We start from the raw sequence: 26,938 nt of genomic DNA, 5'->3' as shown, positions 1-26,938 counted from the left end.
CTTAATATAAGATTAATAATTTAAGTTAATTAAATCTAAACAATTATAAGATAAAATGGTATAATAAAACCGCTGGTTTATTTTTAATAAACAATAAAAATAATATGAGTTTAGAACTACCTTTATATCTTTATCGTAATTTAAATCAAGCCCCAGGCTTAGCTCTTAACGCAGTAGCCTCCTACACTCAGGGTATTGGTTATTTAAAAACAAAAACAGCTCATTTTTTAAACACTTGTAATAATCAACTGCAAAATACCTTTAATGTGGTTTATCCCATCTTGCGCCATCCCAGAAGTTCAACCGTTTCTGCTGTTTTGTTCTCTACAAAATACATGGCAAATTTGACAGGTATGGAATATATTTATCAAAAAAGTTGCTATCTTCTTTCTAGAAGAGCTGAGCAAATAGCCTTCGTGGAAAATCAGCTTTTAGTAAAACTTAAAAAACTTTCTAAGTATTGCAAGCAACTAAATACAAGACACATACCTTGGCAAGAAATTCCAAAATTACAAGCTCTTGAAACACTTAAAGAAGAATTAGTAAATAGACTAGACAATCCTAGTAGAGAAAAAATTGCAGAGGCTATATCTTATTGCGATGAGATACATACATTAGTAACATTACATCGCTCTATAAGCACAGAAGATTTAATTTCGGAAGAAATACGCGCTATAGAAGAAAATACTGCTATCGATACCATCTTCTCTGCGGTTGAAGAGAACATGGGAGAAGTACTTGGTAGTTACACCCCTTCGCTATTAAATGCTATTCCTGAATCGTATAATCCCCTTGCTTTAGCAAGCAGCTCTTTAATAACCTCATTGAAAAAAATCTTAATGATTGTGGGCAATTCCTTTGCCTTAACCGTAACATCTAGCAATTACTTTGTATCGTCTAATGCGCAAAAGACGCTACTACAACTGTGTTCCCTATCAGGGATATCAGTTATTGGTCTATATTACCAAGAGCAAATTGAAGAGACTGCAAAAGAAGTTTTAAAATTTTTTTTTGAAATCATTTTTGCTTATGCAGGGATGCTGCTTTTTAAAACCGATGAATCTTTTAAAGATTATTTTCATAAAATTATTCCCGCAATAGCTGCATCCAAAGCTACTGAATATTATTTAGATGCTACAGAAAACTCTACAATTATATCCTTTGCTCTTCCCCTTATTGTATCCTCTTTAGTGTATAATCAAGCCTCCATCCGAGAAAGCTGTCAGCGGTTTAAGATATTAACTATTCATTTTGTGAACGGAGAAGCAAAAAGACAGCTGCTACAACGGGTTGCTTCTTTAATTACAGCTCATGTAATTCATCGTATTTCTTCGGGGTTTACTGGATTAGTGCTAAAGAGAACTATCCAACAAATTTGCCCCTCAGAACTTGGAGTGTTAGCATATGCTGTTCTATTGATGAACTCTCATATAAGCAATCAATCATTAAATACTATATTTACCCCTCTATTTCTTCCTGTGATTAATCAGTTGCTAGCTCAACCAGTAGAGCAACAGGTACTGCAAGCCTTAAATTTCTTCTTTGACAAATCTCTTATTAAAGAATACCTTACCATTCTACAACAAGATGACATGCAAGAGCTTATTCTAAGGATACAGAAAAAGCTCAGTGAACTAGATCCAGAAATAGAAGAACTAAAGAATCAATTCTTAAAAGAAGTTTTTTTTAAAAAAACAGGAATACCCCTACCTTTAAATAATTCCACACTAGATTTATTAAAAAAATCTTTTGGAGCGGATATCCAAGCTAGTTTATTTATATCTTTTAAAGATGCCCCTCTTGCTATCAGGATGTTATGGAACAGTTATTCTTATCACAAAAAAGTAGATCAGACTTTAACACTAGAACTTCTATTACAAGGCCTTATTGTAACCGGTTTAGCTGACCTAGTGCCAGAATCTAATACCGCTGAGTTACTTTCTTTTTCTTATGTAAAAACGGCTCATCTTGGAATAAACCTTGTTCTATAACTTTTTAATTTTTAGTCTACAGAAAATCTCTACCTATTTTTCTTGTTGATTAATAAGTGCTTGCTTTAAAATGAGTTGTTAAAAAAAGAGGTATAGTATGGCTAAAACAGCTCGAGAAACCATTAAAATGAAAAGCACAGAAAGCAACGAATGCTATTGGACTACCATAAATAAGCGCACTTCTACAGGACGTAAAGAACTAAAAAAATACGATAAGACACGGAGAAAGCACGTGATTTTTAAACAAGCAAAGTAATTTTTTAATCTATGGGTATTAATGTTTGAGCTAAAAATTGCTTTCAAATACTTAATACCCCGTAAAAAACACCTATCCTCCGCACTCATTTCCCTTTTATCCATTTTTGTTCTTTCTTTAGTCGTTTGGTTAATTGTGGTTTTTTTATCGATAACCGATGGTATTGAAAATAATTGGAAAGCAAAATTAACCACTGTTCACTCCGCTATAAAAATCAATCCTACCGATGCCTATTTTTCTTCTTATTATTATCAGGTAGATGCCTTAGCTCATAAGTCTCAATATTGCCATAAAACAATTAGGGAAAAAGTTCTTTCTTCAAAGACAGATCCCTATGACGAAAACTATGATCAAGAGCTTCCTTTACACTTTAAAGAAAAGGAACAAACAAAAGATTTAGCCAAAGAGCTCTATGCTATTTTGGGAAGAATAGAGAATACGCACAAGATCACCTATCAGGATTTTGAATTAAGTGGAGCTATGCTACGCCTGCAAATGATTAGAAAAAAGCCAAAAGAACAGGCAACTCAGAGCTATTTAACTCAAGCTTCTTATTTAAGTTCTTTTCCTGAAAAAAACCCTTTCTTAGATACGTTGATTGTTCCTTTAAAAACCGATGAGCTCACTCGCTTATTCTCTCAATCCCAAATCAATGATGCTCTACACGTAATTGCTATTAAGTCTCTTAAACCAAAGTATAGTTGGGAAATTCCCATAAGCATGATTCCTGAGCAGGTATCTTTGCCAGCGCAGGCATCTATTTCAGATCTCTCTTATGTTCTGCTAACAGAAAATGAAGGGGCTTTTCCTGATTTCCAAAAAGGGATGATAAAAAAAATACAACAAGAAGTCTACTTTATTAAAAAAAACAAATCCTCCTATTTGATAGATAAGCCTATTTTTCTAGAAAAATCTTGTTTGTTCCATGTAGTAAAAATAGAAGCGACTCCTCAAGCAAAGACTTTAAAAGATCTATTTTTTACTATTGAAATCCCCTTTAAAAACTACCTATTACGAGGCAAGGTATCTGGTGATGGATTAGAAGTTGCAGAAGGCAGATGGTGTAAACCTTCTGTTGTTTTAGGCCAAGAGACCGGAGTATTTTTAGCTAAGAGTTTTCAAGATCAAGGGGTACAAGTAGCTGATCGTGGCTATTTATCTTATTCTAGTTTAAGCATGAGCTCTGTTCAAGAACAAAGATTACCTATTTTTGTAGCAGGATTTTATGATCCAGGACCTCTATTTTCTGGCTATAAAAGCATTTTAGTTCCCCCTCGTATCACTCAAACAATTAACGCTTCCAATGCCTCTTTTCACTTAAATAAAACAGAATCAAATGGAGTGCTTATTTGGGTTGATAACCTTACAGATACCGATTTCATTAAAAAGGAATTAGAAAAGCAACTAGAAGAAGAAGGGATAGCTGCTTATTGGAAAATAACTCCTTTTACAGAATATGATTTCGCAAAAGATATGCTGCAGCAGTTTGCAAGCGATCGCTATTTATTTACTTTAGTGGGAGTGATTATCTTAATGGTAGCTTGCTGTAATATCGTTTCGCAACTTGTGATTTTAGTTGATAACAAAAAAAAGGAAATTGGCATTTTATTAGCTATGGGGGCTAGTAAAAAAAGCATTCTTTTCATTTTTGGATTCTGCGGGATGATCATGGGATTAATGAGTAGCTGTATTGGAATTGCAGCCGGGCTATTTACATTAAGACATCTAGATCTTGTTATTTCTACTTTAAGTCTTTTACAAGGACAAGCGTTACTAAATCCTGTTTTTTTTGGACAAACAATCCCTTCTGCATTTAGTTCTCAAGCTATCCAATTTGTATTCATTGCAACTCCTATTTTATCTTTATTTGCAGCTCTTGCCCCTGCTATAAAAACATGCTACCTAAATGTAAGTGCTATCTTGAGGTCTGAATAATGACTATTTTACTAGCTAAGAATTTGAAAAAATCTTTTTCTTATCCTTGTCAAACAGAATTACTAAAAGGAATTGATTTAACTATTAATCATCAAGAGTCTTTAGCAATTGTAGGGAAGTCTGGAGCTGGAAAAAGCACTCTATTGCATATTTTAGGTACATTAGATACCCCATCTGAAGGTGAACTAATCATCAGTGGCGTAGCTACAAAAGAAGAAAGCTGTTATGCAATACGTAAAAAAAAGCTAGGATTTGTTTTTCAATCCCAATATCTTTTAGAAAATTATAGCGTAATTGATAATGTGATTATGCCAGCAAAAATTGCACGTATGCGTTTTAATAAACAAGAACTTGGGTTACGTTTATTATCTGCTGTTGAGCTGCAAAAACATGCTCATCTACCTGTTAAATTTCTCTCTGGTGGAGAAAAGCAAAGACTTGCTATTGCGCGTGCTTTATGCAACAATCCCGATCTTATTTTAGCAGATGAGCCAACCGGAAGCCTGGATTCCTTTCATGCAGAAATAGTTTATGACATGCTTCTTCGTCTGGTTAAAAAACAAGGCAAAAGTATAATTATTGTAACTCATGATCTAAAAGCCGCAAATTTATGTGATAGAGTGCTCATTTTAAAAGATGGCTTTTTATCCGAAGTTACAAATAAAATAAATTTATAAAAAGACTAAGAAAATATGGACATTGCAATTATTGGCGCTGGGTATGTTGGTCTGGTAACAGCAGCTTGCTTTGCTGAAATGGGACATCATGTCATTTGCTTAGATATTAATAAGCAAAAAATTCAAAATTTACAAAAAGGCATAATCCCTATTTATGAGCCTGGCCTAAAAGAGTTGATTGAACGCAATGTAGAAGACGGACGCTTAAGCTTTACTACAGATTATCAGTTAGCTACTGCAATCTCTCAAGTTTGTTTTATCGCCGTAGCAACCCCTTCTAAAGCAGATGGTAGCTGTGATCTCTCCTATGTTTTTTCAGCGGCCACTTCTATAGCTGAGCATATGAAGCACCAACTCCTCATTGTCAATAAATCAACAATACCTGTAGGCACTGCCTCTTTGGTCAAGCAACATATTGCACAAATTCTCAAAGAAAGAAATGCACTCATCGGTTTTGATGTCGTTTCTAATCCTGAGTTCTTAAAAGAGGGTAATGCAATCAATGACTGCATGAAGCCCGATCGTATTATTATTGGGGTTGATAATCTCGACAGCGCTAAAATCATGCGAGAGATTTACTCTGCTTTTACTATCAACCACGATCGAATCTTAGTTATGGCACCTTCTTCTGCAGAACTGGCAAAATATGCAGCAAATGCCATGCTTGCTTTGCGAATCTCTTTTATGAATGAACTCTCTAGCTTATGTGAAAAAACAGGTGCTAATATTAATGATATACGCATAGCCATTGGTGCAGATCAAAGAATTGGTTACCATTTCTTATACGCTGGAATAGGTTATGGGGGGTCTTGTTTTCCAAAAGATATTAGGGCTCTTTGCGCTACGGCAGAAACATATGATTTAGATCTATCATTAATGCGAGCTACCGAAAATGTGAATACACAGCAAAAAAAAGTACTTGCAGATAAAATTTGTCGTTATTTTAGCCAGTTTAACGGGATTTTTAATAAAACCATTGCAATCTGGGGGCTTTCCTTTAAACCTCACACAGATGATATTCGAGAATCCCCTGCACTTTCTCTCATTGAAACTTTACTCTCGCAAGGAGCTAATTTACGCCTGTTTGATCCTGTAGCTATGCCAGCTATGCGTGAGCGTTTAGGCCCTTGCCATCAAGTAACTTTTTGCAAGGATGAATATGAAACTGTGCAAGGAGCTGATGCCATCGTGCTTGCTACAGAATGGCGACAGTTTCGTTACATTGATTTTACTAAAATCATTCCTTTTTTGCGTCATCTAGCTTTCTTTGATGGACGCAATCAATATCAACCAAAAGAAATGGAAAAATTAGGTTTTGCTTATTTTGGAATTGGCATACCAACAGATTACTCCCATAAGCAACCAAACACTCAGAAAATAAATGAGAAAAATATCATTTCTATCTCAAGCACAAACCGAACTTGAAGAAGCATTAGAAAAACTAGTTAGCCCTAAGCTAACTACAACATATGCATCTCTTTTTTCTTCTGCACGCTATTCTCTTTTAGCCCCTGCTAAGCGCTTACGTCCTCTATTATTAATAGCAGCAGCATCTACTTTCAAGGTTCCCCTTTCTCAAACGATCCTGCCCGCTTGTGCTATTGAGTTCATACATACCTATTCTCTTATTCATGATGATTTGCCGTGTATTGATAATGATGATATGCGAAGAGGAAAACCCACACTACATAAAGCATACCCAGAGTGGCAAGCCTTGATTACAGGAGATTATCTACTTACCTATGCCTTTGAGATCCTTTCCTCTCTTCCTTCTTATTGCACTGAGCAAAAGCTGAACTTAGTCCAACTCTTTGCAAAAAGATCAGGCGCGGATGGATTAATTGGAGGGCAAGTAATCGATCTGTTGATAGATAGAAAAAATATTTCATGGTCGATCTTGCAACAAATGCATCAAGGAAAAACAGCAGCTTTAATTTCCGCTGCTCTCGAAGCTGGAGGTATCCTTGGCAAAGCTTCTGATCGAGATATGCAACTTTTATACAATTGTGGGCAAAAAATTGGACTTGGATTTCAAATAGTTGATGATTTACTCGATATAGAAGAAGAAAATAAAACCACAGCGGTTACTCTCTTAGGTAAAATTCAAGCTAAACAACTCGCAGAAAATCTGCTTAAGGAAGCGCTAGAGCAGCTTGATCAATTAAGCTGTCCAGCTCCTCTAATCCAAGAGCTTTTACATAAGATGATTCATCGGCGTGTATAATTTAAGGCTCTTTAATAATTACAAAGCTTGTTTTCTCTTTCCGACCACTGCTTTTTCTGACCTCGCCAACTAATTTTTTTTAAAACTATTTCAAGAATACTCTTAGAATTTTTATCATCTTTTTTATTCCAAAGAGGGAAATAATAATCACATCATTCCCATTTAGGATATTCTATGGGTAACATACGCCACTGGCAACCACTTTTTAAAATGTACAAAATTCCACAAAAAATATCCTATAGATCAACTATTCGTGGACGTGTTTTTTTGCGTGTAGACTCAAGTATTAGATGGATTTTGCTAAATTGGTTACGAGAAATATCGCTTGGATAAGAGTGGGTCATAATTACCTCCAAAGATTTTATGAAAACTATCTTTATGCCTTATTGAAAAGATTTTAAACAGGCTCTAAGCAAAAACCCTCTTGCGTGTTGTTTAAAGAACATTTATAGATTTTTTAAACTTTATATTAAAATAATTCTTTGTTATCATGCATTATCTTTTTAATTGAGTACTCAATAAGCATGGCTTTTTTTAAAGCAACCAAGGAAGTATAAAAAATGACAATCTCTAGGATTTTCAGCAGTTTTTATAATTTATATTCACAAGCAGAAGCACCTGTAGAAGTAGCAAAGATCCAGGTGCCAATACAAGAAGAAGTTCCAAAGGAAGGCAAAGTTCACACCTGGAACTTAGTAAACGGAGATAATGCACATCTCATGTGCAATAATGGTAAACTTGAATGCCATTTTATAACTAGCAATGGTGCTATTACTATAAATGATATTGATCCTCCTGCTTCTTTTACCCAGGAGCAAGCAATTCATTTTTTATTAGAATTATGCCCTAGCCTTTCAGAAAGCAATTGTATTCAATTCATAGAATATGGAGAAGAAATCCACACTTGGCATTTAAAGGATGGTCGTAAAGCTCACCTTACCCGCCGTAATGACCAACTGGAGTGTTACATTATAAATGATAAAGAAACCATCATAAGCCAAATTGATCCGCCTGATTGGCTTACTCCAGAAGAAGCAATTAATCGTTTATTAGAAATGTATCCTATTCTTCACGAAGATAACTCTGTTAAATTTATAGAGAACCAAGAAGAGCTGCATACTTGGGAAGTAAAGTATGGTAATCCTGTTACTCTTTTTCGTGTGGGTGAAGAAGTAGGATATAGAACAGTATATGGAGAAAATGAAGTTACAAGAACCTTTTCAATGCCGGATAAATTATCTTTATTCGAAGGAATAGAATGGATAAAAAAAAGATATCCTCATGTTTACCCTATCAAAGAAAATGGAGAGAAAAGCTGTAATGTCAAATTTAAAGAAAAAATAATAGAACAAAAGAGCTCTCTGGATGAAAAGATTCTTTTAGATATGAATCACTGGTGTATCACCTTAATGAATGCCGATAACAGCAATGAGTGTCCTTGTAGCTGGATGGGACATGCATCGCTTATTATTGAGACAGTTGAAGAGGAAGGATATTTTATTAGAATTGCGCACCTTATAAAAACAGCAGGAAAAGCCGATATTATTTTTTCTGAAGTTCCTCGAAAAAAACTAGTAGATTGGGCAAGAGAAGTTTCAAAAAGTCAAACTTGGAGTAGGCCTAAGGAACATCTTCAGGATATGATAGATCAAATCTATAGAGAAATTATTGCTCAAAGAAATAAAGATCCATTAGTGTTTTTTAGACTGGATGCTGGTAGATTAGAAGAGCTGTGGGCTACATTTGTAAGAGCACGGCAAGAAAACCGACCATTTGGAATAGAAGAAATTCTTCGCCAAAGAGAGGTTGTCCGTTATGTTATGGGCATGGAAGGAAGAGCCTTCTATAATTGTATAGAATATTCCCGTAGGAACTTATCCTTAGCAGGAATAGAAATACCTGTACCGCAAAGAGGCTTACTCAGCAATATCGTTTTACCAACACCAGTTCTTTATGTGGGATCTAGGCTTAAAGCAGTAATCCAAGAGGTGAGTTTAGCTACTTTATGGGTTGGAGGACCTGTAGGAACGTATGCGCTGCTAGGGCATCTTTTTCCTTTAGCGTCAAACCTTGATCTTATTAGAGAAGTTGCCTTACCTGCTCTAGTCGAGCTTGCTTTCGCATATAATAGAGAACAAGATAATCAACAAATACAAGAGTAAAAAAAATATGACCATAAGTTTACAAGCTGCATTACACAATATTCAAACCTATCAAGAACTATTGCCTATCGCTAAAAATCTTCATGCAAGACTTTCACCTTGGGGCTATCAATACATTACCATTACCGATCAAGCATCGATGCAGGGCACGATTTCCATTGGTGCTGTCGTAGAAAAAACCATGCAGATTAGACAAAAAATGGAACAAAACGCCATTAAGTTCACGCCAGAAGAAAAGCATGCTGTTACTTTATTATCTAAGGAGGTTTCTCGTTTATATGGGGAAGATAAAGCTAATTGTGAACAAGCAGATACATTAACAACTACATATAGATTTGTTATAAGTACGATTTTTTGGATGAACCATCAGTCTAAATGGCCTTCTTATGAAAAGCAATTGCAACAACCTTTATCGATAAAGGTGACAACCGCAATAGATAAAGCCCAAAACTATCAGGAACTATTAGCTGTTACTGAGCATCTAGATGCAGGTCTTACTTGGTGGGGATTTCAACATGCTTATGATGAAAGAATTCCTCCATCAGCTAATCAAGAAGCGGTCTATACCGGAATGATTACAATTGGTTCTATGGCAGAAAAAGCCATAAAAATTCGAGAAAAAATGAAACAAAATGGCATAGGTTTTAACACAGATGAAAAAGAAAGTGTTCTTTTGTTTTGCAGGAAGATTTTTCTTATATATGAAAAAGACAAAAACAATTGCGATCAAGCTAATAGATTCACGACAGTATGTAGATTGGTTATGAAAGTGCTTTTTTGGATGAGCCATCAGTCTAAATGGGGGAGACTTTATGAGGTAGCGCAAAAAGAAGATTCAATAACCTATCCAGAAGAATTATCAAAAGACTTACCCGGATCTGTATACGAAAGGCCTATTAATTTACCAAAAGAAAAAAAGTTTGAATATACGCAGTGGTATCCATATGATAACTATCAATTAAAAACCGCATTACATAATATTCAAACTTAACAATGCAATTACTATGCATTAAAGATCACGGGGTCTCTTGAGTGTAATAGACAAGACTTAAATTGACACTTAGTGGTAAATAGCAAAGAAAAACAGCTTTTGCAACTAAGGCATCATGCCTTGGTTGCAAAAGCAGAACTAAAGAGGTAATTTATGAAGGCCCTTTCAACCTCGAAGTGCACAAAAAAGAACATATAAATACTTGAAAAAACATCTATTGTGCACCCGAGCATAGCATGTTTGTAGATAATCTCCTAAACACTTCTAGTGGAGTTTCGAAGTTGAGAGCCTTTCTAGGTCTGTTATTTAGTAAAGTTTCCACCCTTTCCATATCCTTGGAAGTCGTATCTAAAAAGCTTTGTGTTTTAGGAAAATATTGCCTAACTAGTCCGTTTGTATGCTCATTTAAGCCTCTTTCCCAAGAATGGTAGGGCGTTGCAAAGTAGAAGTCTGTCTCTAGCTCGAAACTAACCATTTGGTGATAGGCAAATTCTTTTCCGTTGTCTGCTGTTAATGTGTGTACAAAATCTTTGATAGGTTTAAGTTGTTCAATTAACGCTTGACTTACTTCCTCTGCAGTTTTATGAGAAACTTTGGCGAGCTTAGTTAGCTTGGAAGTTCTTTCTACCATTGATACAATTACGCCTTTATGTCCTGCCCCTATGACTGTATCTAGTTCCCAGTCTCCTAAACGAGTCTTTTTTTCTATACATGCCATAATTGCACACAAAGAAGGGGTTGCTCCTTAAACGGAGTAGGTTAAACTCTCCAATATAAACGAGATTTTTTCAAATCTCAAAACCGCTCATTAAAGAGCAAAAAAATGAGGAGCAACCCATGAAGCATTATATTGGATGAGATGTATCAATGAAAAGAACTTTTATCTGTGTATTAAATGAACAAGGTAAGATTGTCCATGAAGGTTCAGAAAAAACAGATCCTGATTTACTAGCAGATGATTTTTCCAAAAGAGATTTTCAAGAAATCGTTGTTGGCTTTGAAAGTGGATGTTTGGCCCTTTCAACCTTGAAGTGCACAAAAAAGAACATATAAATACTTGAAAAAACATCTATTGTGCACCCGAGCATAGCATGTTTGTAGATAATCTCGTAAACACTTCTAGTGGAGTTTCGAAGTTGAGAGCCTTTCTAGGTCTGTTATTTAGTAAAGTTTCCACCCTTTCTATATCCTTGGAAGTCGTATCTAAAAAGCTTTGTGTTTTAGGAAAATATTGCCTAACTAGTCCGTTTGTATGCTCATTTAAGCCTCTTTCCCAAGAATGGTAGGGCGTTGCAAAGTAGAAGTCTGTCTCTAGCTCGAAACTAACCATTTGGTGATAGGCAAATTCTTTTCCGTTGTCTGCTGTTAATGTGTGTACAAAATCTTTGATAGGTTTAAGTTGTTCAATTAACGCTTGACTTACTTCCTCTGCAGTTTTATGAGAAACTTTGGCGAGCTTAGTTAGCTTGGAAGTTCTTTCTACCATTGATACAATTACGCCTTTATGTCCTGCCCCTATGACTGTATCTAGTTCCCAGTCTCCTAAACGAGTCTTTTTTTCTACAATACAAGGCCGTTGCTTAATATCTATACGACCAGGCATGTTCCCTCTTCCAGAAGCTCCCTTTCTCTGCTTGTTATATTTTTTCCCTCGATGACGGAGCTCTCTATAAAGCTGTCCTCCCTGTCGTTTATCTTTCCAGATATGATTATAGATGGTCTCATGACTAACATGTTCTTTACCATGTCTTTTAAGCCATCCGGATATTTGTATAGGGCTCCATTGCAACTTGATTTTTTCTTCAATACGGGTAACTATTTGAGGAGTCATTTTTTTATTGGGCTGAGAATTTTTTCTAAGAAATGCTTTTTCTTGAGCTTGCTGATGACGGTATCCTCGTTGCCCTTTATTTCTCTTAAGTTCCCTACTAATAGTGCTATGATGAACTTTTAGAATGTTTGCTATTGAGCTAGATGTATCTCCTCTAGCTTTTAAAATATAAATCTGACATCTTTGGTCATAGGTTAGGTGATGGTAGCCTTTAGGCAAGGTCTCTCCTTGTGTTTGATTGTTAAAAATCACAATAGAGATTCTTTCATCGCCTGCCTATTCTTTTTTTAATTCTTCTGTGCACTTCAAACTTGAAAAGACTGGTGAAGTTTAAGCGGTGCAGTAAAGAAACCATAGCTGATGGCGTTCTCTAATTGCACACAAGGGGAATATAAATTCTCTTAATTCTTCATAAGCTCTCCGAGCCGATATTTTGATTGCAAAATAAAAGGCGTTTTTTAAGATCTTAGGACAGCAAAGTTTAATGCGGGAGATAAGTCCAGGGTTCTCTGCGGAGTCTTTTTGAAGAAAACTATTTTAGATTCTTCGCTCCATTATGCTATCCGAAATGAAATGGGCAAGACAATGTATATTACGGCTTCTAAGAGCCAACTCATTTGTCGTCTTTACCTATTTCTTCGGTTTTCTCCTGCAAAAAATTTTAGTCACTTTTCCTAATGTTTTTATTTCTAAAAAAATGCGTTTTTAAGCTGCCTTTGGCTCACCGTAAATAAATTCTTTTTGTTCAATCAGTATCTTATGCATAATTACGGATAACTTTCTACCTACTGCTAAGGCGGCTTTCTTCATTCCTTTTTTTCTCATGATTTTTAATCCCCAAGCTTTTAGCTTGCTCCATTTCTTACTTCGTGTCAGCATTACTATTCCGGCTTCAACTAATAGAGATCTAAGTTCACTGGATCCACATTTTGAAATTCTTCCCTGTCTTTGCACCTCTCCGGAGGCATACTGTTTAGGCGTCATACCAAGATAGGCTCCTACTGATTTAGAATCGTTAAAACGAGTGGGATCAAAAATTTCTGTTTTATAGGTTAATGCTGTTACAGGTCCTACGCCAGGGATTGTCATAAGCCGTTGTACTTCTTTATCTTGACTGACCAGCTTAAGCATTTCTTTATCCAGTTTTTCTACTTCCTCAACTACCTTATCAAAGGTATTTAATAGAGAGGTTATGCTCAGAACAATACTTTTTTCCTGTTTTTCTATCTGCTTTACAACCACAGACGAAAATCTTTTGGATCCCACAGATCCCAATCGTATTCCGTAACTTTTAAGCAAGCCCCTTACAGTATTTCTGCGTTTGCTGTTTAATTAGCGCTCTTCTGGAAACTAACAAAATGCTTTTTTCTACTGAATCTTGGGGCTTACAGTGTACTCGTGTATACATACCTGATCGAAGAGCTTCTGCGATTCCTCGTGCATCATTTTTGTCTGTCTTATTTATTTTCAAAGCAAGAATCGTACTCAGCTTCCTTGCATCCATACATAGGGGATCTATAGCTCTTTTTCTAAATCCTGTGACTAGGTAATGAGATAAAAGTCTTTTCAAGTTTGAAGTGCACAGAAGAATTAAAAAAAGAATAGGCAGGCGATGAAAGAATCTCTATTGTGATTTTTAACAATCAAACACAAGGAGAGACCTTGCCTAAAGGCTACCATCACCTAACCTATGACCAAAGATGTCAGATTTATATTTTAAAAGCTAGAGGAGATACATCTAGCTCAATAGCAAACATTCTAAAAGTTCATCATAGCACTATTAGTAGGGAACTTAAGAGAAATAAAGGGCAACGAGGATACCGTCATCAGCAAGCTCAAGAAAAAGCATTTCTTAGAAAAAATTCTCAGCCCAATAAAAAAATAGTCTTTTCAAGTTTGAAGTGCACAGAAGAATTAAAAAAAGAATAGGCAGGCGATGAAAGAATCTCTATTGTGATTTTTAACAATCAAACACAAGGAGAGACCTTGCCTAAAGGCTACCATCACCTAACCTATGACCAAAGATGTCAGATTTATATTTTAAAAGCTAGAGGAGATACATCTAGCTCAATAGCAAACATTCTAAAAGTTCATCATAGCACTATTAGTAGGGAACTTAAGAGAAATAAAGGGCAACGAGGATACCGTCATCAGCAAGCTCAAGAAAAAGCATTTCTTAGAAAAAATTCTCAGCCCAATAAAAAAATGACTCCTCAAATAGTTACCCGTATTGAAGAAAAAATCAAGTTGCAATGGAGCCCTATACAAATATCCGGATGGCTTAAAAGACATGGTAAAGAACATGTTAGTCATGAGACCATCTATAATCATATCTGGAAAGATAAACGACAGGGAGGACAGCTTTATAGAGAGCTCCGTCATCGAGGGAAAAAATATAACAAGCAGAGAAAGGGAGCTTCTGGAAGAGGGAACATGCCTGGTCGTATAGATATTAAGCAACGGCCTTGTATTGTAGAAAAAAAGACTCGTTTAGGAGACTGGGAACTAGATACAGTCATAGGGGCAGGACATAAAGGCGTAATTGTATCAATGGTAGAAAGAACTTCCAAGCTAACTAAGCTCGCCAAAGTTTCTCATAAAACTGCAGAGGAAGTAAGTCAAGCGTTAATTGAACAACTTAAACCTATCAAAGATTTTGTACACACATTAACAGCAGACAACGGAAAAGAATTTGCCTATCACCAAATGGTTAGTTTCGAGCTAGAGACAGACTTCTACTTTGCAACGCCCTACCATTCTTGGGAAAGAGGCTTAAATGAGCATACAAACGGACTAGTTAGGCAATATTTTCCTAAAACACAAAGCTTTTTAGATACAGTCTTTTCAAGTTTGAAGTGCACAGAAGAATTAAAAAAAGAATAGGCAGGCGATGAAAGAATCTCTATTGTGATTTTTAACAATCAAACACAAGGAGAGACCTTGCCTAAAGGCTACCATCACCTAACCTATGACCAAAGATGTCAGATTTATATTTTAAAAGCTAGAGGAGATACATCTAGCTCAATAGCAAACATTCTAAAAGTTCATCATAGCACTATTAGTAGGGAACTTAAGAGAAATAAAGGGCAACGAGGATACCGTCATCAGCAAGCTCAAGAAAAAGCATTTCTTAGAAAAAATTCTCAGCCCAATAAAAAAATGACTCCTCAAATAGTTACCCGTATTGAAGAAAAAATCAAGTTGCAATGGAGCCCTATACAAATATCCGGATGGCTTAAAAGACATGGTAAAGAACATGTTAGTCATGAGACCATCTATAATCATATCTGGAAAGATAAACGACAGGGAGGACAGCTTTATAGAGAGCTCCGTCATCGAGGGAAAAAATATAACAAGCAGAGAAAGGGAGCTTCTGGAAGAGGGAACATGCCTGGTCGTATAGATATTAAGCAACGGCCTTGTATTGTAGAAAAAAAGACTCGTTTAGGAGACTGGGAACTAGATACAGTCATAGGGGCAGGACATAAAGGCGTAATTGTATCAATGGTAGAAAGAACTTCCAAGCTAACTAAGCTCGCCAAAGTTTCTCATAAAACTGCAGAGGAAGTAAGTCAAGCGTTAATTGAACAACTTAAACCTATCAAAGATTTTGTACACACATTAACAGCAGACAACGGAAAAGAATTTGCCTATCACCAAATGGTTAGTTTCGAGCTAGAGACAGACTTCTACTTTGCAACGCCCTACCATTCTTGGGAAAGAGGCTTAAATGAGCATACAAACGGACTAGTTAGGCAATATTTTCCTAAAACACAAAGCTTTTTAGATACGACTTCCAAGGATATAGAAAGGGTGGAAACTTTACTAAATAACAGACCTAGAAAGGCTCTCAACTTCGAAACTCCACTAGAAGTGTTTACGAGATTATCTACAAACATGCTATGCTCGGGTGCACAATAGATGTTTTTTCAAGTATTTATATGTTCTTTTTTGTGCACTTCAAGGTTGAAAGGGCCGTCTAAAAAGGCTATCTTTGATATAAGATGAGCGTAAACTCTATAACATTTACTTGATTAAGTCGAGAAGTATTAAGAACAATATTCCCAATTAGGTTCACCAACTGTTGAACCATATTCGACAATACCAAAGAAGATCTTATCTCTATAAGGATCTCCTCCTTCTAAGAGCCTGTTTAAAATCTTTTCAAAAGTAGAGCAATAAAAGCAAGAACCACCATATTCAGGCTTGTATGTAGTTTTCTTTCGCAATTTTTCCATAGCCTGCGACATTTTTCTATCCACGCAAAAGAACGCTCTACAACCCATCTTTTGGGAATAACTGTAAAAGTATGAAGTGTATTTCTTTTGGCTATTTCTACTATACATCCTAATATCTCCTGCACACTCTTTGCAAATTTTTCTCCAGAATATCCTCCATCTGCTAAAACATTTTTTACACCGAACAAATGGTTTTTATGTAGTGAAAATGCTTCTATACACCCATTTCTGTCAGTGATATTAGCGGTGGTAATGTGAATCGCATGAGGAATCCCTTGGGTATCGACGCTAGATGTCTTTTTATTCCTGATATTTTTCCCCCTACATCATATCCTTATCTTCTCCGCTGCATCAGTATTTTTAACACTTTGAGCATCAATAATTACAAAGCTTGTTTTCTCTTTCCGACCACTGCTTTTTCTGACCTCGCCAACTAATTTTTTTTAAAACTATTTCAAGAATACTCTTAGAGCCTGTTTAAAATCTTCTCATTAAGGTATAATGATAGTTTTCATAAAACCTTTGGAGGTAATTATGACCCGCTCTTATCCAAGCGATATCTCTCGTAAACAATTTAGCAAAATCCATCTAATACTTGAGTCTACACGCAAAAAAACACGTCCACGAAGAGTTGATCTATATGATATTTTTTGTGGAATTTTGTACATTTTAAAAAGTGGTTGCCAGTGGCGTATGTTACCCATAGAATATCCTAAATGGGAATTGTGTTATTATTATTTCCATCTTTGGAATAAAAAAGAGGATAAAAATTCTAAGAGTATTCTTGAAATAGTTTTAAAAAAAATTGGTTGGCGAGGCCAGAAAAAGCAGTGGTCGGAAAGAGAAAACAAGCTTTGTAATTATTGATGCGCAAAGTGTTAAAAATACTGATACAGCGGAGAAGAAAGGATATGATGCAGGGAAAAAAATATCAGGAATAAAAAGACATATAGCAGTCGATAGCCAAGGGCTTCCTCATGCGATTCACATTACCACCGCTAATATCACTGACAGAAATGGGTGTATAGAAGCATTTTCACTACATAAAAACCATTTATTCGGTGTAAAAAATGTTTTAGCAGATGGAGGATATTCTGGAGAAAAATTTGCAAAGAGTGTGCAGGAGATATTAGGATGTATAGTAGAAATAGCCAAAAGAAATACACTTCATACTTTTACAGTTATTTCCAAAAGATGGGTTGTAGAGCGTTCTTTTGCGTGGATAGAAAAATGTCGCAGGCTATGGAAAAATTGCGAAAGAAAACTATATACAAGCCTGAATATGGTGGTTCTTGCTTTTATTGCTCTACTTTTGAAAAGATTTTAAACAGGCTCTTAGAATTTTTATCATCTTTTTTATTCCAAAGAGGGAAATAATAATCACATCATTCCCATTTAGGATATTCTATGGGTAACATATGCCACTGGCAACCACTTTTTAAAATGTACAAAATTCCACAAAAAATATCCTATAGATCAACTCTTCGTGAACGTGTTTTTTTGCGTGTAGACTCAAGTCTTAGATGGATTTTGCTAAATTGTTTACGAGAAATATCGCTTGGATAAGAGCGGGTCATAACTACCTCCAAAGGTTTTATGAAAACTATCATTATACCTTAATGAGAAGATTTTAAACAGGCTCTTAGAAGTTACAACTCTTTCTTCCGACTCTATCAATACGTAATCTACTCTTGATTTGTTTAAAAAATGGGAAGAAAAATATCTACAAGTTATGCAAGAGATCTATTGTTAAGTTGGCTTAAATTTGACAATAATTTCTTATGTATTTAATAATGTAAATCAATGTTGATTCATTAAGAGTAAATAATGACTTTAGATCGAATCTCGTCAGATCCTACTTTAGCAGCCTCTTTAGAGATTGTCCCTTTTAAAAGGAGAAAACGCATCTTTGACATTCTGTTTAGCTCAATAGCTTTACTTTTGGGGCTTTTGCTTTTTATAGTAATTGCATTTTTGATTAAACTCTCTTCAAAAGGGCCTGTTTTTTACTGCAGCTTAAGGCTAGGGCACAAAGGTCGGTTATTTAAATTTTGGAAGTTTCGTTCCATGTATTGCGATGCAGATTCTCGTTTACAGCATTTGCTCAAACAGCAGCCTAAATTGAACAGGGAATGGCAAAAGTTTTTTAAGCTAAAAAATGATCCAAGACTAACATATATAGGTAGATTGATCCGCAAAACCTCGCTTGATGAACTTCCTCAGTTTTGGAATGTGTTAAAGGGAGATTTAAGCATCGTTGGACCAAGACCCTATTTACCTCGGGAAGAAAAGAGAATTAAAGAGCTAATCGGAAGCAATATTGATGTTCTATTCTCTGTTAAACCAGGACTTACAGGTATATGGCAAACCTCAGGGAGAAGCGCTTTGAGTTTTGAGAAGAGAATTGCATTAGATTTAAGCTATGTTCAAACGTACTCTTTCCTACTTGATATGCAATTAATCGCAAAAACCATTCCTGAAATGATCGCCTCTAAAGGAGCATTTTAATAATCCCTTCATGGCCTCTGCTTCTCTTCTATATGTATTTTTAGTTACTTTGTTATGCACGCTATTTAGCACAGCGGTTTATCCTCAGATACATTTAATTCCCTTTACTGCTTTTTTTGCTCTTCTTTATTTACGTACTTCCTTGGTCTCTTCTCTTTGGATTACTTTAGGATGCGGTTTGTTATTAGATTTGATAAACTCTGATTTGCGTTTTGGTTTCTATGCACTAAATACTTGCTTAACAACTTTTTTATTGCACAGGCAAAAAAAACACTTTTTTGAAGAAAAACTACACTCGATTTGTTTGTTAACAGGATTAATTAGCGCGTCTATGACTATATTTCAATGGATTTTTTACTGCGCAACTCATCTAGAATGTCATTTATCTTGGAAGTTAATTTTCATCGATTTTATATTGCTGCCTATTTGTGATGCGCTTGCTGTCTTTTTATGGATATATCTCCCTGTTATATTGTTTATCTATTCAAGAAAAATGAATTGGAAAGCTATGATTGGTCGTAATTCTCTTTATAAAGACTAAATGCAAACCGCTAGAGGTTTTATGACTAAAATCATTAAAGAATGGGTCTCTTTTGCTACTGAAGTAGCTCTTTTAGCTGGCGATATTTTAAAAAAAGGATTTGATTCTCAATTTATGATCGGTTCAAAACCTGGCAAACAAAATCTAGTAACAGAGTATGATAGAGCATCTGAGGATCTCCTTATTACAGCCATTAAAAGCCGCTATCCCACCCTTTCAATTATTGCAGAAGAAAGCGGCTCTTATATACTAGTGCCGATTCAAACGGCTAGCTTAATGGGATTTAAGTCAACGACTTGAAACTTGTCGTTTATCCTACATTTCAAAATATCTGTTATTTTCGGTATCTCTTCTAAGAAGAATCCTCTAATTGCCTGAAAAAAAGTCACCGACGTTTCGTAATATCGATTGTATACCTTCTTTTCCTTTAAGATCTTCCACAAGCGTTCAATAGGATTCAAATTCGGCGAATAAGGAGGGAGATAGTGCACTTTAATCCTAGAAGACATCAGAAACTCTTCTAGTTTCTTATTTTTGTTTGATCTTGCATTATCCAAAATTACATGAATAATTCGAGCCTCTGTCTGTTTTTCTAGCTTCTTGAAAAAATCGAGCATTGCATCGGCATCAACTGTCTTATATTCCTCTGTAAAAATCTTCATTCCTGTCAGGCAAAGAGCTCCAGCAAAATGCAATCGCAATTGTTTCCCGGATGTCTGCAAAGTCTTTTGAACGCCTTTTTTGATCCATCCACATACGGCTTGGGACTGATGTTCAGGATGCACAGCATCTATGAAATAGATCTCTTCATCAGGGTTTAAGGTCTCCTTTAAAGCCCTATATTGTTCTATGAAAATTCGTTGTTTTTCAGGATCTAATTTCCCAGGAATCTTTTTAGGACGTTTATAAACAAATCCGTGCTGTATGAGCCAATCTGTCATGCCACTTCGGGAATATTTTATCCCATATTGCTCATGCACATAAGCTATGATCCCTTTGACTTTAAGATAGGTCTTTTCCTGTAGGTGTTTTAGTAGAGACTCTTTTTGGTCTTGTGAAAGTTTTGATTTGCTACCGCCTCGAGGGCTACTTCCAGTTTTATTTTCGGAATCATATTCTCTGAGGTATTTCTGAACAGTGATAGGGCTTATCCGGAGTGTTTTAGCAAGATTTTTTGTTGAGATACCCTCATCATAGCCCAAAATTACACAAAGCCTATTCCGTTCAGAATAGTCTTTTGGATGCTTTAACTTGTGTTCTAAGTCAGCTCTCTGGCTAGGGATCAGTTTTTTCATACTCAATAGCTTAACACAAAACAAAATATTTTTCTATACGATTGAATCGGAACCACTATATACAGCAATGGTGTCCAGCTACTTGGATTATTGATCCTCTAGATAGCACTGTAAATTTTACAAATGAACTCCCACTTTTTTCGATTAGTATTGCTGTAACTGTTGATAAAGAAATAGTCTGTGGTATTGTATATCAACTATGACAAAAGAATTATTTTTTGCTCAAAAACAACAAGGAGCTTTTCTTAACGGTCAATCTCTAAATATTTCTTCGGTATCGCAAATAAATCAAGCCCTTCTAGCAATGGGATTTCCTTATGATGTACATAAGGATCCTCTGCATTGTATAGAGCATTTTTCTAAAATCTTAAGAACAGGAACCCCTTAAACATCTACATCCAATTATGATTGACCATTTAAACAAAGGTATACATGAAACTCATTGATGGCATATCCATTGCAAAAACGATTCAAGAGAGAATCAAATCCTCTATCGCCAAACTACAAAAGCGCCCTCCTGGATTAGCTTTTATACGCGTAGGAGATAATCCTGCTTCTCATAGCTATATCCGTATGAAAAAAAAGCGCTGTCAAGAAGTAGGAATTGTCTCTTTTGATGTTGAATTCCCCTCTCATGTTTCTGAAGCCCAAGTCGTTTTAGAAATTAAACGTTTAAACCTAGATTCTGCGGTAAATGGCATTTTGGTACAACTACCTTTACCAGAGCACATAAATCCTTTTCTAATTATGCAAATGATTGATCCTGAAAAAGATGTAGATGGGTTTAATCCCTTTAACATGGGTAAGCTATTACTTGGAGAAAGGGATGGGTTTATTCCTTGCACACCTCAAGGCATTCATGTATTATTAACGCAATCTCAGATTCCTTTATTAGGTAAGCACGTTGTTATCGTAGGAAGAAGCAATATCGTTGGAAAGCCTTTAGCAGCGCTTTTAATGCAAAAAGCCCCTCACTGCAATGCAACAGTTACTTTAGTACATAGTTTTTCTGAGAAATTAGAAGAGATTTGCAAACAAGCGGATGTTTTAATCGCAGCTATTGGCAAACCAGCTTTCATTAAAAAAAATATGGTTAAACCTCACGCGGCTGTAATTGATGTAGGGATTAACCACATTATAAATGATCAAGGAGAAAAGCGGATTGTAGGAGATGTTGCTTTTGATGAAGTAGCTCCTAATTGTTCTTATATTACTCCTGTTCCAGGAGGTGTAGGACCTATGACAATTTCTATGCTCCTTGCTAATACTCTCTTAAGCTACCAAAAAAAGATAAAATGATTATTTCTTTAATTGGTATATGTCTTGGATACACTTTTATCACATGAAATATACAGTTTTTTTTGATTTAGGTAATGTGCTTTTATTCTTCGATCATCATAAAATGAAGCAACAAGTTGCTACTTGTTGTAATTTGAGCTTAGAAGAAATCTCTTTTTTGTTTCAAAAGTACCTTGATGATTATGAAAGAGGTTTTATAACCACACAAACCCTTTATTCCGATTTACTAGAATTAGGAGGAAAACCTATCTCTTTTACCGATTTTACTCATGCATTAAGCAATATTTTCCAGCCTAACCTTCCCGTAATTGCTTTTTTAGAAAAAATGAAAGCTCGAGGAGTAAAACTTTTTCTTCTATCTAACACGTGCGATGCTCACTTTAGCTTTGCTCAAAAGCATTTTGCTTTCCTACAACTATTTGATGGATTTGTTCTATCTTATGAAGTTGGGGCTCGCAAACCGGAGAAAGAAATCTACCAAAAAGCTCTGGAAATAGGAAACTGTTCTTATAAAGAGTGTTTTTATATCGATGATGTCCCGGATTTTGTACAAGCAGCACGTTCTTTAAACATTGATTCAGAGATCTATTTAAAACCAGAAATACTCCACCATCATTTAATACAAAGAGGAATCCTGTAATGGTAAAAAGAAAAAAGGGTCTTTCCTCTCAAAAATGTGCAAATCTCATTCTAGAATGTATTCAGAAACATTCTTATCAACCCCTAACCGCAGAAGAATTATTTATAAAAATCCACCTATCTCCTTCTTCATCCATTACATTTCAGTTAGCCATTGATGATTTAATAAAAGGTAATCAGATCTGTTTAAGAAGAAAGAAGTTGTATCCCAAAAAACAAGGTCAGGAACAAACCTTAAATGGGACTCTTAGACTACATCCTAAAGGATTTGGATTTGTGATTCCCGATGAGCGCGTAAAATGGCCTCAAGATATTTTCATTCCTAAAAATTATACAGAATCCGCTATCGATGGGGATCTTGTGAAGGTAGCAGTCAACACAAATTCCTCTTCAGAAAAAGGGCCCGAAGGTAAAATCCTTTCTATTTTAAAAAGAGCTCATAGTCAATTGGCAGGAACTATTTGCGCTGTCCATTCTGCTACAGAACTCGCGGCTCATGTACCTCTATTAGGAAAGAATAAACCTATTGTCATCCGCTCTTCACCTGCTATTTCTTGTAAAATAGGAGACAGGGTTATCCTACGGGTTGACGAATGGGGATCTAAAGAAAAACCCACTGTTTGTACATTATCTCAAATTATTGGCAATATCATAGATCCTTCTTGCGATGTTAAAGCAACAACTCTTGAATTTAACCTACGCTCTGATTTCCCTGAAAATGTCATTACAGAAGCAAAAGGTTTTGGAAACAGAGTACGAGCTTCTGATCTTAAAAATAGGATGGACTTAACAGGGATTACTTGCTTTACCATAGATCCCGATACTGCAAAAGACTTTGATGATGCCCTTTCTTTAACCAAAGGCGAGAAAGGACATTTTCATTTGGGTGTCCATATTGCAGATGTAGCTCATTATGTGAAGCCAAATTCTCTTTTAGACCAAGAAGCCCTCTTAAGGGCTAATTCTACCTACTTCCCAGGGACTTGTGTTCCTATGCTGCCAGAAGAGTTATCCAATCAACTCTGTAGTTTAAAAGCTAATGTAAATCGTTTGACTGTATCCGTATTAATAAAGTTGGATCAAGAGGGAAAAGTTTTACTCTTTGAAATCGTACGCTCTTATATCAAAAGCACAAAACGCTTTAGTTATTTCGAGGCTAAAGAAGTTTTAGACGGTAAGAAAAAAAATATCCACGCTCCTACTCTACAGCTAATGGTAGACTTATGCCTATTGCTAAAAAAACAACGCCGAGAGCGCGGAAGTATTGATTTTTCTCTGCCAGAAGTTTCTTTGGTTATTGATAAAAATGGTTTACCCTTGGGAGTAAAGAAAATTGAATATGATATTACTCACCAATTAGTTGAAGAATTTATGCTTAAAGCTAATGAGCTTGTAGCCTTAGAACTAACCAAGAGAGGTAAACAACTCATTTACCGTGTGCATGAAGAACCTAACCCAGAAAACATAAGGGAATTTTTTGAATTAGCGCGTACATTTGGATTAAATGTAGCTAGTAATAGCACTTTCAAAGATATACCAGAATTATTTCAGCAAGCTCAAGAAAGCCCCTTTTTATCTCAACTTTCTATAGCATTTATTCGCAGCATGAAATTAGCGCAGTATTCCACAGAGAATATGGGCCATTTTGGCCTTTGTTTAGAACACTATTGTCATTTTACAAGCCCTATTCGACGCTACAGCGATTTAATCATTCAAAGACTGCTCTTTAATGAAGAACCAAAAGAGCTTGATCTAAAAGAAATAGCCACGCATTGCTCAGAACAAGAAAGGATTAGCTTCCGAGCAGAAAATAGCGTTGTTACCTTAAAAAAACTTCGTTTATTGGAAAAGGAATTTCTACGAGATCCTCTTCGATACCATGCAGCAATAGTAACCAAAATTAAACCTTTTGGCCTATATTTTGAACTTATAGAATTAATGCTAGAAGGATTTTTACACATCTCTGAGCTTGAAGACGACTATTTTATTTTTGATGAGAAATCCTCTCTCTTAAAAGGACGTTTTACAGGACATATACATAGGCTAGGAGAAGAAATATCCGTACAAATAGCACGCATTGATCTCATTTTTCTAGAAAGCCGCTGGACGCTTAAACAAAAGCAAAACTCCAAAAAATGTAAGAGAAATCGATGAGCTTTGTACTTCCTATTTCTTTTTACCAACGCGAAGATGTAGTACAAATAGCACGCGATCTATTAGGAAAGCTTTTATTAACCCAAATGAACGATCAGATTACCGGCGGTATAATTATAGAAACAGAGGCGTATAAGGGCGCAGAAGACAGGGCCTGTCACGCCTATAATTATCGCAAAACCAAGCGCAATCTTGCAATGTACCAAAACGGAGGAATTACCTATATTTATCTGTGTTACGGAATCCATTACCTTTTAAATGTGGTTACCCATACCGAAGGTGTTCCTCATGCTGTATTAATCCGGGCAATTTTTCCAACTGTTGGAATTGAAACCATGCTAAAAAGACGCAAAAAAACCTCTTTACATCCTAAATTAACCAATGGTCCAGGTAGTGTATGCCAGGCTTTGGGAATTGATCTTACTCACAACGCAATACCTCTTAACTCTCCTTGTATCTGGATTGCAAATAGTAATGTATCCATAGATCAAACGCAAATTTACCAAGGTCCTCGTATTGGAATTGATTACGCTGGTCAAGATGCGCTTTTACCTTGGCGTTTTAAACTTGAAAAACTATATTGTTAGAATTATAAAAAACGAAGAGAAGCGATGAAAAAATATTTTCTTACAGGTCTTGTTATCTTACTCCCTCTTGCTGTAACTATTGCTGTTTTACTATTTTTAATTAATTTCCTGACACAGCCCTTTATCGGAGTGGTTTCTGCTGTTTTATCGAAAATGAACTTGTTAAATCGAAATTTTCTTTTTTTGTCTCCAGAACATCTCGTCCGCTATACCAGTCAAGTAGTTATTCTTATCTTATTATTCATTATCACTGTTTTACTAGGAGCCATTACTCGTTGGTTTGTCATTAATTCCCTATTTAGACTAGGTGATAAAATCATCCATCGAATTCCTATTGTAAACACCGTATATAAAACCACCCAGGATATCATTAAAACACTTTTTTCCAAGGAAAAAAACTCTTTTAAGCAAGTTGTAATGGTCCCCTTTCCAAGAGAAGGGGTCTATGTAATTGGACTCGTTTCTCGAGATGCTCCTGAAATGTGCTCTCATTCTGTAAATAATGATCTAGTTTCTGTCTTGATTCCAACTACGCCTAATCCAACAACAGGGTTTCTTTTAATGTATCCTCGAGAACAACTTCTCTGTGTTGATATGCGTCCAGAAGACGCTATTAAATATATTGTTTCCTGCGGGGTGATTGTTCCTCCTGTGAAACCGAGTACTCCTCTATGAAAAAATATTTTTTTACAGGATTCATTACTCTTTTACCTCTTATATTAACCTGTGTCATTGTGATTTGGTTGGTAGAACTAGTTACCACCCCTCTGATTGGTGTTATTCAAGATATTTTAATGCATCATCCACAAACGCCCTTTTTCTCTTTAGCTAATCACGATGTGCTCATTAAAGTGTTAAGCCACATGTTTGCCTTAGCTTTCTGGATTGTTGTGATTTTTATTCTCGGATTTTGCAGTAGAGAATTTTTCCTGCGCTCTTTTTTACATCTTACCGATCGTCTTTTCTCTCGCCTGCCTTTTATAAAAAAGATTTATAAAATCAGTCACGATTTAACAAAAGTCGTGTTTTCTGGAAAAGAAAAGACATTCAAGCAAACAGTACTCGTGCCTTTTCCACATAAAGATACATTTGCTCTTGGCTTTGTAACTAGTGAAACACTACCAGAAATCTTTACTAAACAAGTCTCTGCTATAGAAATTGCCGTATTTGTTCCTACAGCTCCTCATCCCATGTCTGGTTTTATCCTTTTAACGCCTAAAGTATTAAGCTATCCAGTCGAAATTTCAGTAGAAGATGCTTTTAAATTTTTAATTTCCTGTGGAGTTATTCATCCTATACAAGCCCCTGCAAATGAAACATGATAAAAATTTGATTTTTTCTTTCTATAAACTGAAGACTTGCTATTTTAGTCCAAAATTCATACAATTTCTCATTATAGAAAAGATACTTAGGAGCTTATGTTATGGTCCGTTTAAGCAAACAAGAAAGAATTCGCAATATATCCCCCCGTCGTCCTCGCTGTCCTTCGACTAAAACAGGCCCTAAAAAGGATAATCTCCCTCAAGGGTTTAAAGTGCATGCAAATGCAATCGATACAGAGTTAGCCCAAAGAGCTTTTATTCCTAAAATTAAATAATTTAAAAAGGTAA

31 protein-coding genes and 2 pseudogenes are annotated in these 26,938 nt (G+C 35.7%); 25 read left to right on the top strand and 8 right to left on the bottom strand.

What is annotated here, in order from left to right:
• Window positions 1-104: 104 nt before the first annotated feature.
• The 6 genes from RHABOEDO_RS06145 to RHABOEDO_RS06120 all read left to right on the top strand — a co-directional run bounded on the left by RHABOEDO_RS06145 (window position 105) and on the right by RHABOEDO_RS06120 (window position 7,083).
• On the top strand, window positions 105-1,991 hold the full coding sequence (locus RHABOEDO_RS06145) for a hypothetical protein (RefSeq protein WP_215216975.1): 1,887 nt from the start codon (window positions 105-107) through the stop codon (window positions 1,989-1,991).
• 97 nt (window positions 1,992-2,088) lie between these two features.
• The gene (rpmG, locus tag RHABOEDO_RS06140; RefSeq protein WP_215216976.1) at window positions 2,089-2,247 is read left to right on the top strand and encodes a 50S ribosomal protein L33; all 159 of its coding nucleotides are present in this window, start codon (window positions 2,089-2,091) and stop codon (window positions 2,245-2,247) included.
• A 21-nt stretch (window positions 2,248-2,268) separates the two neighbouring features.
• Window positions 2,269-4,182, top strand: coding sequence for an ABC transporter permease (locus RHABOEDO_RS06135; RefSeq protein ID WP_215216977.1), 1,914 nt, complete (start codon window positions 2,269-2,271; stop codon window positions 4,180-4,182).
• A complete protein-coding gene (locus RHABOEDO_RS06130; RefSeq protein WP_215216978.1) occupies window positions 4,182-4,859 on the top strand; it encodes an ABC transporter ATP-binding protein in 678 nt (225 codons plus the stop codon). Before RHABOEDO_RS06135 ends, RHABOEDO_RS06130 begins: the two co-directional genes overlap by 1 nt.
• A 15-nt stretch (window positions 4,860-4,874) precedes the next feature.
• Window positions 4,875-6,284 (top strand): UDP-glucose dehydrogenase family protein, encoded by a 1,410-nt coding sequence (locus RHABOEDO_RS06125; RefSeq protein ID WP_215216979.1) that lies wholly within the window; start codon window positions 4,875-4,877, stop codon window positions 6,282-6,284.
• Window positions 6,241-7,083: a polyprenyl synthetase family protein gene (locus RHABOEDO_RS06120; RefSeq protein WP_215216980.1), complete on the top strand. Its 843-nt coding sequence runs from the start codon at window positions 6,241-6,243 to the stop codon at window positions 7,081-7,083. Before RHABOEDO_RS06125 ends, RHABOEDO_RS06120 begins: the two co-directional genes overlap by 44 nt.
• A 152-nt stretch (window positions 7,084-7,235) precedes the next feature.
• On the opposite strand, the gene RHABOEDO_RS11490 is transcribed toward RHABOEDO_RS06120, so the two are convergent.
• Complete coding sequence (locus RHABOEDO_RS11490) at window positions 7,236-7,304, bottom strand: hypothetical protein (protein WP_350339712.1); 69 nt, start codon at window positions 7,302-7,304, stop codon at window positions 7,236-7,238.
• A gap of 339 nt (window positions 7,305-7,643) precedes the next feature.
• Here RHABOEDO_RS11490 and RHABOEDO_RS06110 point away from each other — a divergent pair, with 339 nt between their 5' ends.
• Together RHABOEDO_RS06110 and RHABOEDO_RS06105 are read left to right on the top strand one after the other, a co-directional pair.
• Window positions 7,644-9,245 (top strand): hypothetical protein, encoded by a 1,602-nt coding sequence (locus tag RHABOEDO_RS06110; RefSeq protein WP_215216981.1) that lies wholly within the window; start codon window positions 7,644-7,646, stop codon window positions 9,243-9,245.
• 7 nt (window positions 9,246-9,252) lie between these two features.
• Entirely contained in the window at window positions 9,253-10,236 is a 984-nt protein-coding gene (locus RHABOEDO_RS06105; protein WP_215216982.1) for a hypothetical protein, read from the top strand.
• Window positions 10,237-10,450: 214 nt separating this feature from the next.
• Here the strand turns inward: RHABOEDO_RS06105 and RHABOEDO_RS06100 are convergent, their stop codons facing one another.
• On the bottom strand, window positions 10,451-10,954 hold the full coding sequence (locus RHABOEDO_RS06100; protein ID WP_220017438.1) for an IS30 family transposase: 504 nt from the start codon (window positions 10,952-10,954) through the stop codon (window positions 10,451-10,453).
• Between the two features lie 149 nt (window positions 10,955-11,103).
• On the opposite strand from RHABOEDO_RS06100, the gene RHABOEDO_RS06095 reads away from it, so the two are divergent.
• Window positions 11,104-11,289: a hypothetical protein gene (locus RHABOEDO_RS06095; protein ID WP_215217595.1), complete on the top strand. Its 186-nt coding sequence runs from the start codon at window positions 11,104-11,106 to the stop codon at window positions 11,287-11,289.
• Window positions 11,290-11,305: 16 nt separating this feature from the next.
• Here RHABOEDO_RS06095 and RHABOEDO_RS06090 read toward each other — a convergent pair whose 3' ends face one another.
• The 3 genes from RHABOEDO_RS06090 to RHABOEDO_RS06080 all read right to left on the bottom strand — a co-directional run bounded on the left by RHABOEDO_RS06090 (window position 11,306) and on the right by RHABOEDO_RS06080 (window position 13,637).
• A complete protein-coding gene (locus tag RHABOEDO_RS06090; protein WP_215216525.1) occupies window positions 11,306-12,319 on the bottom strand; it encodes an IS30 family transposase in 1,014 nt (337 codons plus the stop codon).
• Between the two features lie 453 nt (window positions 12,320-12,772).
• Window positions 12,773-13,366: an IS110 family RNA-guided transposase gene (locus RHABOEDO_RS06085; RefSeq protein ID WP_220017437.1), complete on the bottom strand. Its 594-nt coding sequence runs from the start codon at window positions 13,364-13,366 to the stop codon at window positions 12,773-12,775.
• Entirely contained in the window at window positions 13,359-13,637 is a 279-nt protein-coding gene (locus tag RHABOEDO_RS06080) for a hypothetical protein (protein ID WP_220017436.1), read from the bottom strand. The genes RHABOEDO_RS06085 and RHABOEDO_RS06080 overlap by 8 nt, the downstream gene beginning before the upstream one ends.
• 59 nt (window positions 13,638-13,696) lie before the next feature.
• Here RHABOEDO_RS06080 and RHABOEDO_RS06075 point away from each other — a divergent pair, with 59 nt between their 5' ends.
• From RHABOEDO_RS06075 to RHABOEDO_RS06065, 3 genes are read left to right on the top strand one after another with little or no spacing between them, the layout of a single operon-like run.
• Entirely contained in the window at window positions 13,697-13,996 is a 300-nt protein-coding gene (locus RHABOEDO_RS06075; RefSeq protein ID WP_220017435.1) for a helix-turn-helix domain-containing protein, read from the top strand.
• A gap of 24 nt (window positions 13,997-14,020) precedes the next feature.
• Window positions 14,021-14,950 (top strand): IS30 family transposase, encoded by a 930-nt coding sequence (locus RHABOEDO_RS06070; RefSeq protein ID WP_220017434.1) that lies wholly within the window; start codon window positions 14,021-14,023, stop codon window positions 14,948-14,950.
• 24 nt (window positions 14,951-14,974) lie between these two features.
• Entirely contained in the window at window positions 14,975-15,988 is a 1,014-nt protein-coding gene (locus tag RHABOEDO_RS06065; protein ID WP_215216525.1) for an IS30 family transposase, read from the top strand.
• A gap of 232 nt (window positions 15,989-16,220) precedes the next feature.
• On the opposite strand, the pseudogene RHABOEDO_RS06060 reads toward RHABOEDO_RS06065, so the two are convergent.
• Window positions 16,221-16,748, bottom strand: a pseudogene (locus tag RHABOEDO_RS06060) (IS5 family transposase); the annotation flags it as partial.
• 91 nt (window positions 16,749-16,839) lie between these two features.
• Between RHABOEDO_RS06060 and RHABOEDO_RS06055 the strand changes: the two are divergent.
• Window positions 16,840-17,632, top strand: a protein-coding gene (locus RHABOEDO_RS06055; RefSeq protein WP_220017853.1) for an IS5 family transposase whose coding sequence is annotated in 2 segments (ribosomal slippage) — window positions 16,840-17,103 and window positions 17,105-17,632 — 792 coding nt in all. Because the reading frame shifts where the segments join, the coding sequence is not laid out codon by codon here.
• Window positions 17,633-17,696: 64 nt separating this feature from the next.
• Here the strand turns inward: RHABOEDO_RS06055 and RHABOEDO_RS11485 are convergent.
• Window positions 17,697-17,882, bottom strand: a pseudogene (locus RHABOEDO_RS11485) (transposase); the annotation flags it as partial.
• A 250-nt stretch (window positions 17,883-18,132) separates the two neighbouring features.
• On the opposite strand from RHABOEDO_RS11485, the gene RHABOEDO_RS06045 reads away from it, so the two are divergent.
• From RHABOEDO_RS06045 to RHABOEDO_RS06035, 3 genes are read left to right on the top strand one after another with little or no spacing between them, the layout of a single operon-like run.
• Window positions 18,133-18,813, top strand: coding sequence for a sugar transferase (locus tag RHABOEDO_RS06045; protein WP_215217763.1), 681 nt, complete (start codon window positions 18,133-18,135; stop codon window positions 18,811-18,813).
• Between the two features lie 10 nt (window positions 18,814-18,823).
• Window positions 18,824-19,354: a hypothetical protein gene (locus RHABOEDO_RS06040; protein ID WP_215217762.1), complete on the top strand. Its 531-nt coding sequence runs from the start codon at window positions 18,824-18,826 to the stop codon at window positions 19,352-19,354.
• 21 nt (window positions 19,355-19,375) lie between these two features.
• Window positions 19,376-19,654, top strand: a complete 279-nt coding sequence (locus RHABOEDO_RS06035) for an inositol monophosphatase family protein (RefSeq protein WP_215217761.1) — start codon at window positions 19,376-19,378, stop codon at window positions 19,652-19,654.
• Here the strand turns inward: RHABOEDO_RS06035 and RHABOEDO_RS06030 are convergent.
• Window positions 19,615-20,649 carry an IS630 family transposase gene (locus RHABOEDO_RS06030; RefSeq protein WP_215216421.1) on the bottom strand — a complete coding sequence of 345 codons (1,035 nt, stop codon included), beginning with the start codon at window positions 20,647-20,649 and terminating at the stop codon, window positions 19,615-19,617. The two genes, RHABOEDO_RS06035 and RHABOEDO_RS06030, sit on opposite strands and share 40 nt — an antisense overlap.
• Window positions 20,650-20,690: 41 nt before the next feature.
• On the opposite strand from RHABOEDO_RS06030, the gene RHABOEDO_RS11480 reads away from it, so the two are divergent.
• The 9 genes from RHABOEDO_RS11480 to RHABOEDO_RS05985 all read left to right on the top strand — a co-directional run bounded on the left by RHABOEDO_RS11480 (window position 20,691) and on the right by RHABOEDO_RS05985 (window position 26,925).
• Window positions 20,691-20,852 (top strand): inositol monophosphatase family protein, encoded by a 162-nt coding sequence (locus RHABOEDO_RS11480; RefSeq protein WP_215216422.1) that lies wholly within the window; start codon window positions 20,691-20,693, stop codon window positions 20,850-20,852.
• A complete protein-coding gene (locus RHABOEDO_RS11120; protein ID WP_215216423.1) occupies window positions 20,849-21,037 on the top strand; it encodes an FIG domain-containing protein in 189 nt (62 codons plus the stop codon). The genes RHABOEDO_RS11480 and RHABOEDO_RS11120 overlap by 4 nt, the downstream gene beginning before the upstream one ends.
• Window positions 21,038-21,081: 44 nt before the next feature.
• Window positions 21,082-21,948, top strand: coding sequence for a bifunctional methylenetetrahydrofolate dehydrogenase/methenyltetrahydrofolate cyclohydrolase FolD (gene folD, locus RHABOEDO_RS06015; protein WP_215216424.1), 867 nt, complete (start codon window positions 21,082-21,084; stop codon window positions 21,946-21,948).
• A 43-nt stretch (window positions 21,949-21,991) separates the two neighbouring features.
• On the top strand, window positions 21,992-22,588 hold the full coding sequence (locus RHABOEDO_RS06010; RefSeq protein WP_220017432.1) for an HAD family hydrolase: 597 nt from the start codon (window positions 21,992-21,994) through the stop codon (window positions 22,586-22,588).
• Window positions 22,588-24,741, top strand: coding sequence for a ribonuclease R family protein (locus RHABOEDO_RS06005; RefSeq protein ID WP_215216426.1), 2,154 nt, complete (start codon window positions 22,588-22,590; stop codon window positions 24,739-24,741). The genes RHABOEDO_RS06010 and RHABOEDO_RS06005 overlap by 1 nt, the downstream gene beginning before the upstream one ends.
• A complete protein-coding gene (locus RHABOEDO_RS06000) occupies window positions 24,738-25,328 on the top strand; it encodes a DNA-3-methyladenine glycosylase (protein ID WP_215216427.1) in 591 nt (196 codons plus the stop codon). Before RHABOEDO_RS06005 ends, RHABOEDO_RS06000 begins: the two co-directional genes overlap by 4 nt.
• Window positions 25,329-25,352: 24 nt before the next feature.
• Window positions 25,353-26,003, top strand: a complete 651-nt coding sequence (locus RHABOEDO_RS05995; RefSeq protein ID WP_215216428.1) for a DUF502 domain-containing protein — start codon at window positions 25,353-25,355, stop codon at window positions 26,001-26,003.
• Window positions 26,000-26,650: a DUF502 domain-containing protein gene (locus tag RHABOEDO_RS05990; protein WP_215216429.1), complete on the top strand. Its 651-nt coding sequence runs from the start codon at window positions 26,000-26,002 to the stop codon at window positions 26,648-26,650. The genes RHABOEDO_RS05995 and RHABOEDO_RS05990 overlap by 4 nt, the downstream gene beginning before the upstream one ends.
• Before the next feature lie 101 nt (window positions 26,651-26,751).
• A complete protein-coding gene (locus RHABOEDO_RS05985) occupies window positions 26,752-26,925 on the top strand; it encodes a hypothetical protein (RefSeq protein ID WP_215216430.1) in 174 nt (57 codons plus the stop codon).
• Window positions 26,926-26,938: the final 13 nt, after the last annotated feature.

The sequence above is a fragment of the Candidatus Rhabdochlamydia oedothoracis genome (assembly GCF_019453995.1).
GTDB classification, from domain to species: domain Bacteria; phylum Chlamydiota; class Chlamydiia; order Chlamydiales; family Rhabdochlamydiaceae; genus Rhabdochlamydia; species Rhabdochlamydia oedothoracis.
The sequence above is the reverse complement of the archived record's forward strand: the minus strand, read 5'-3'. Positions and strand labels throughout refer to the sequence as shown.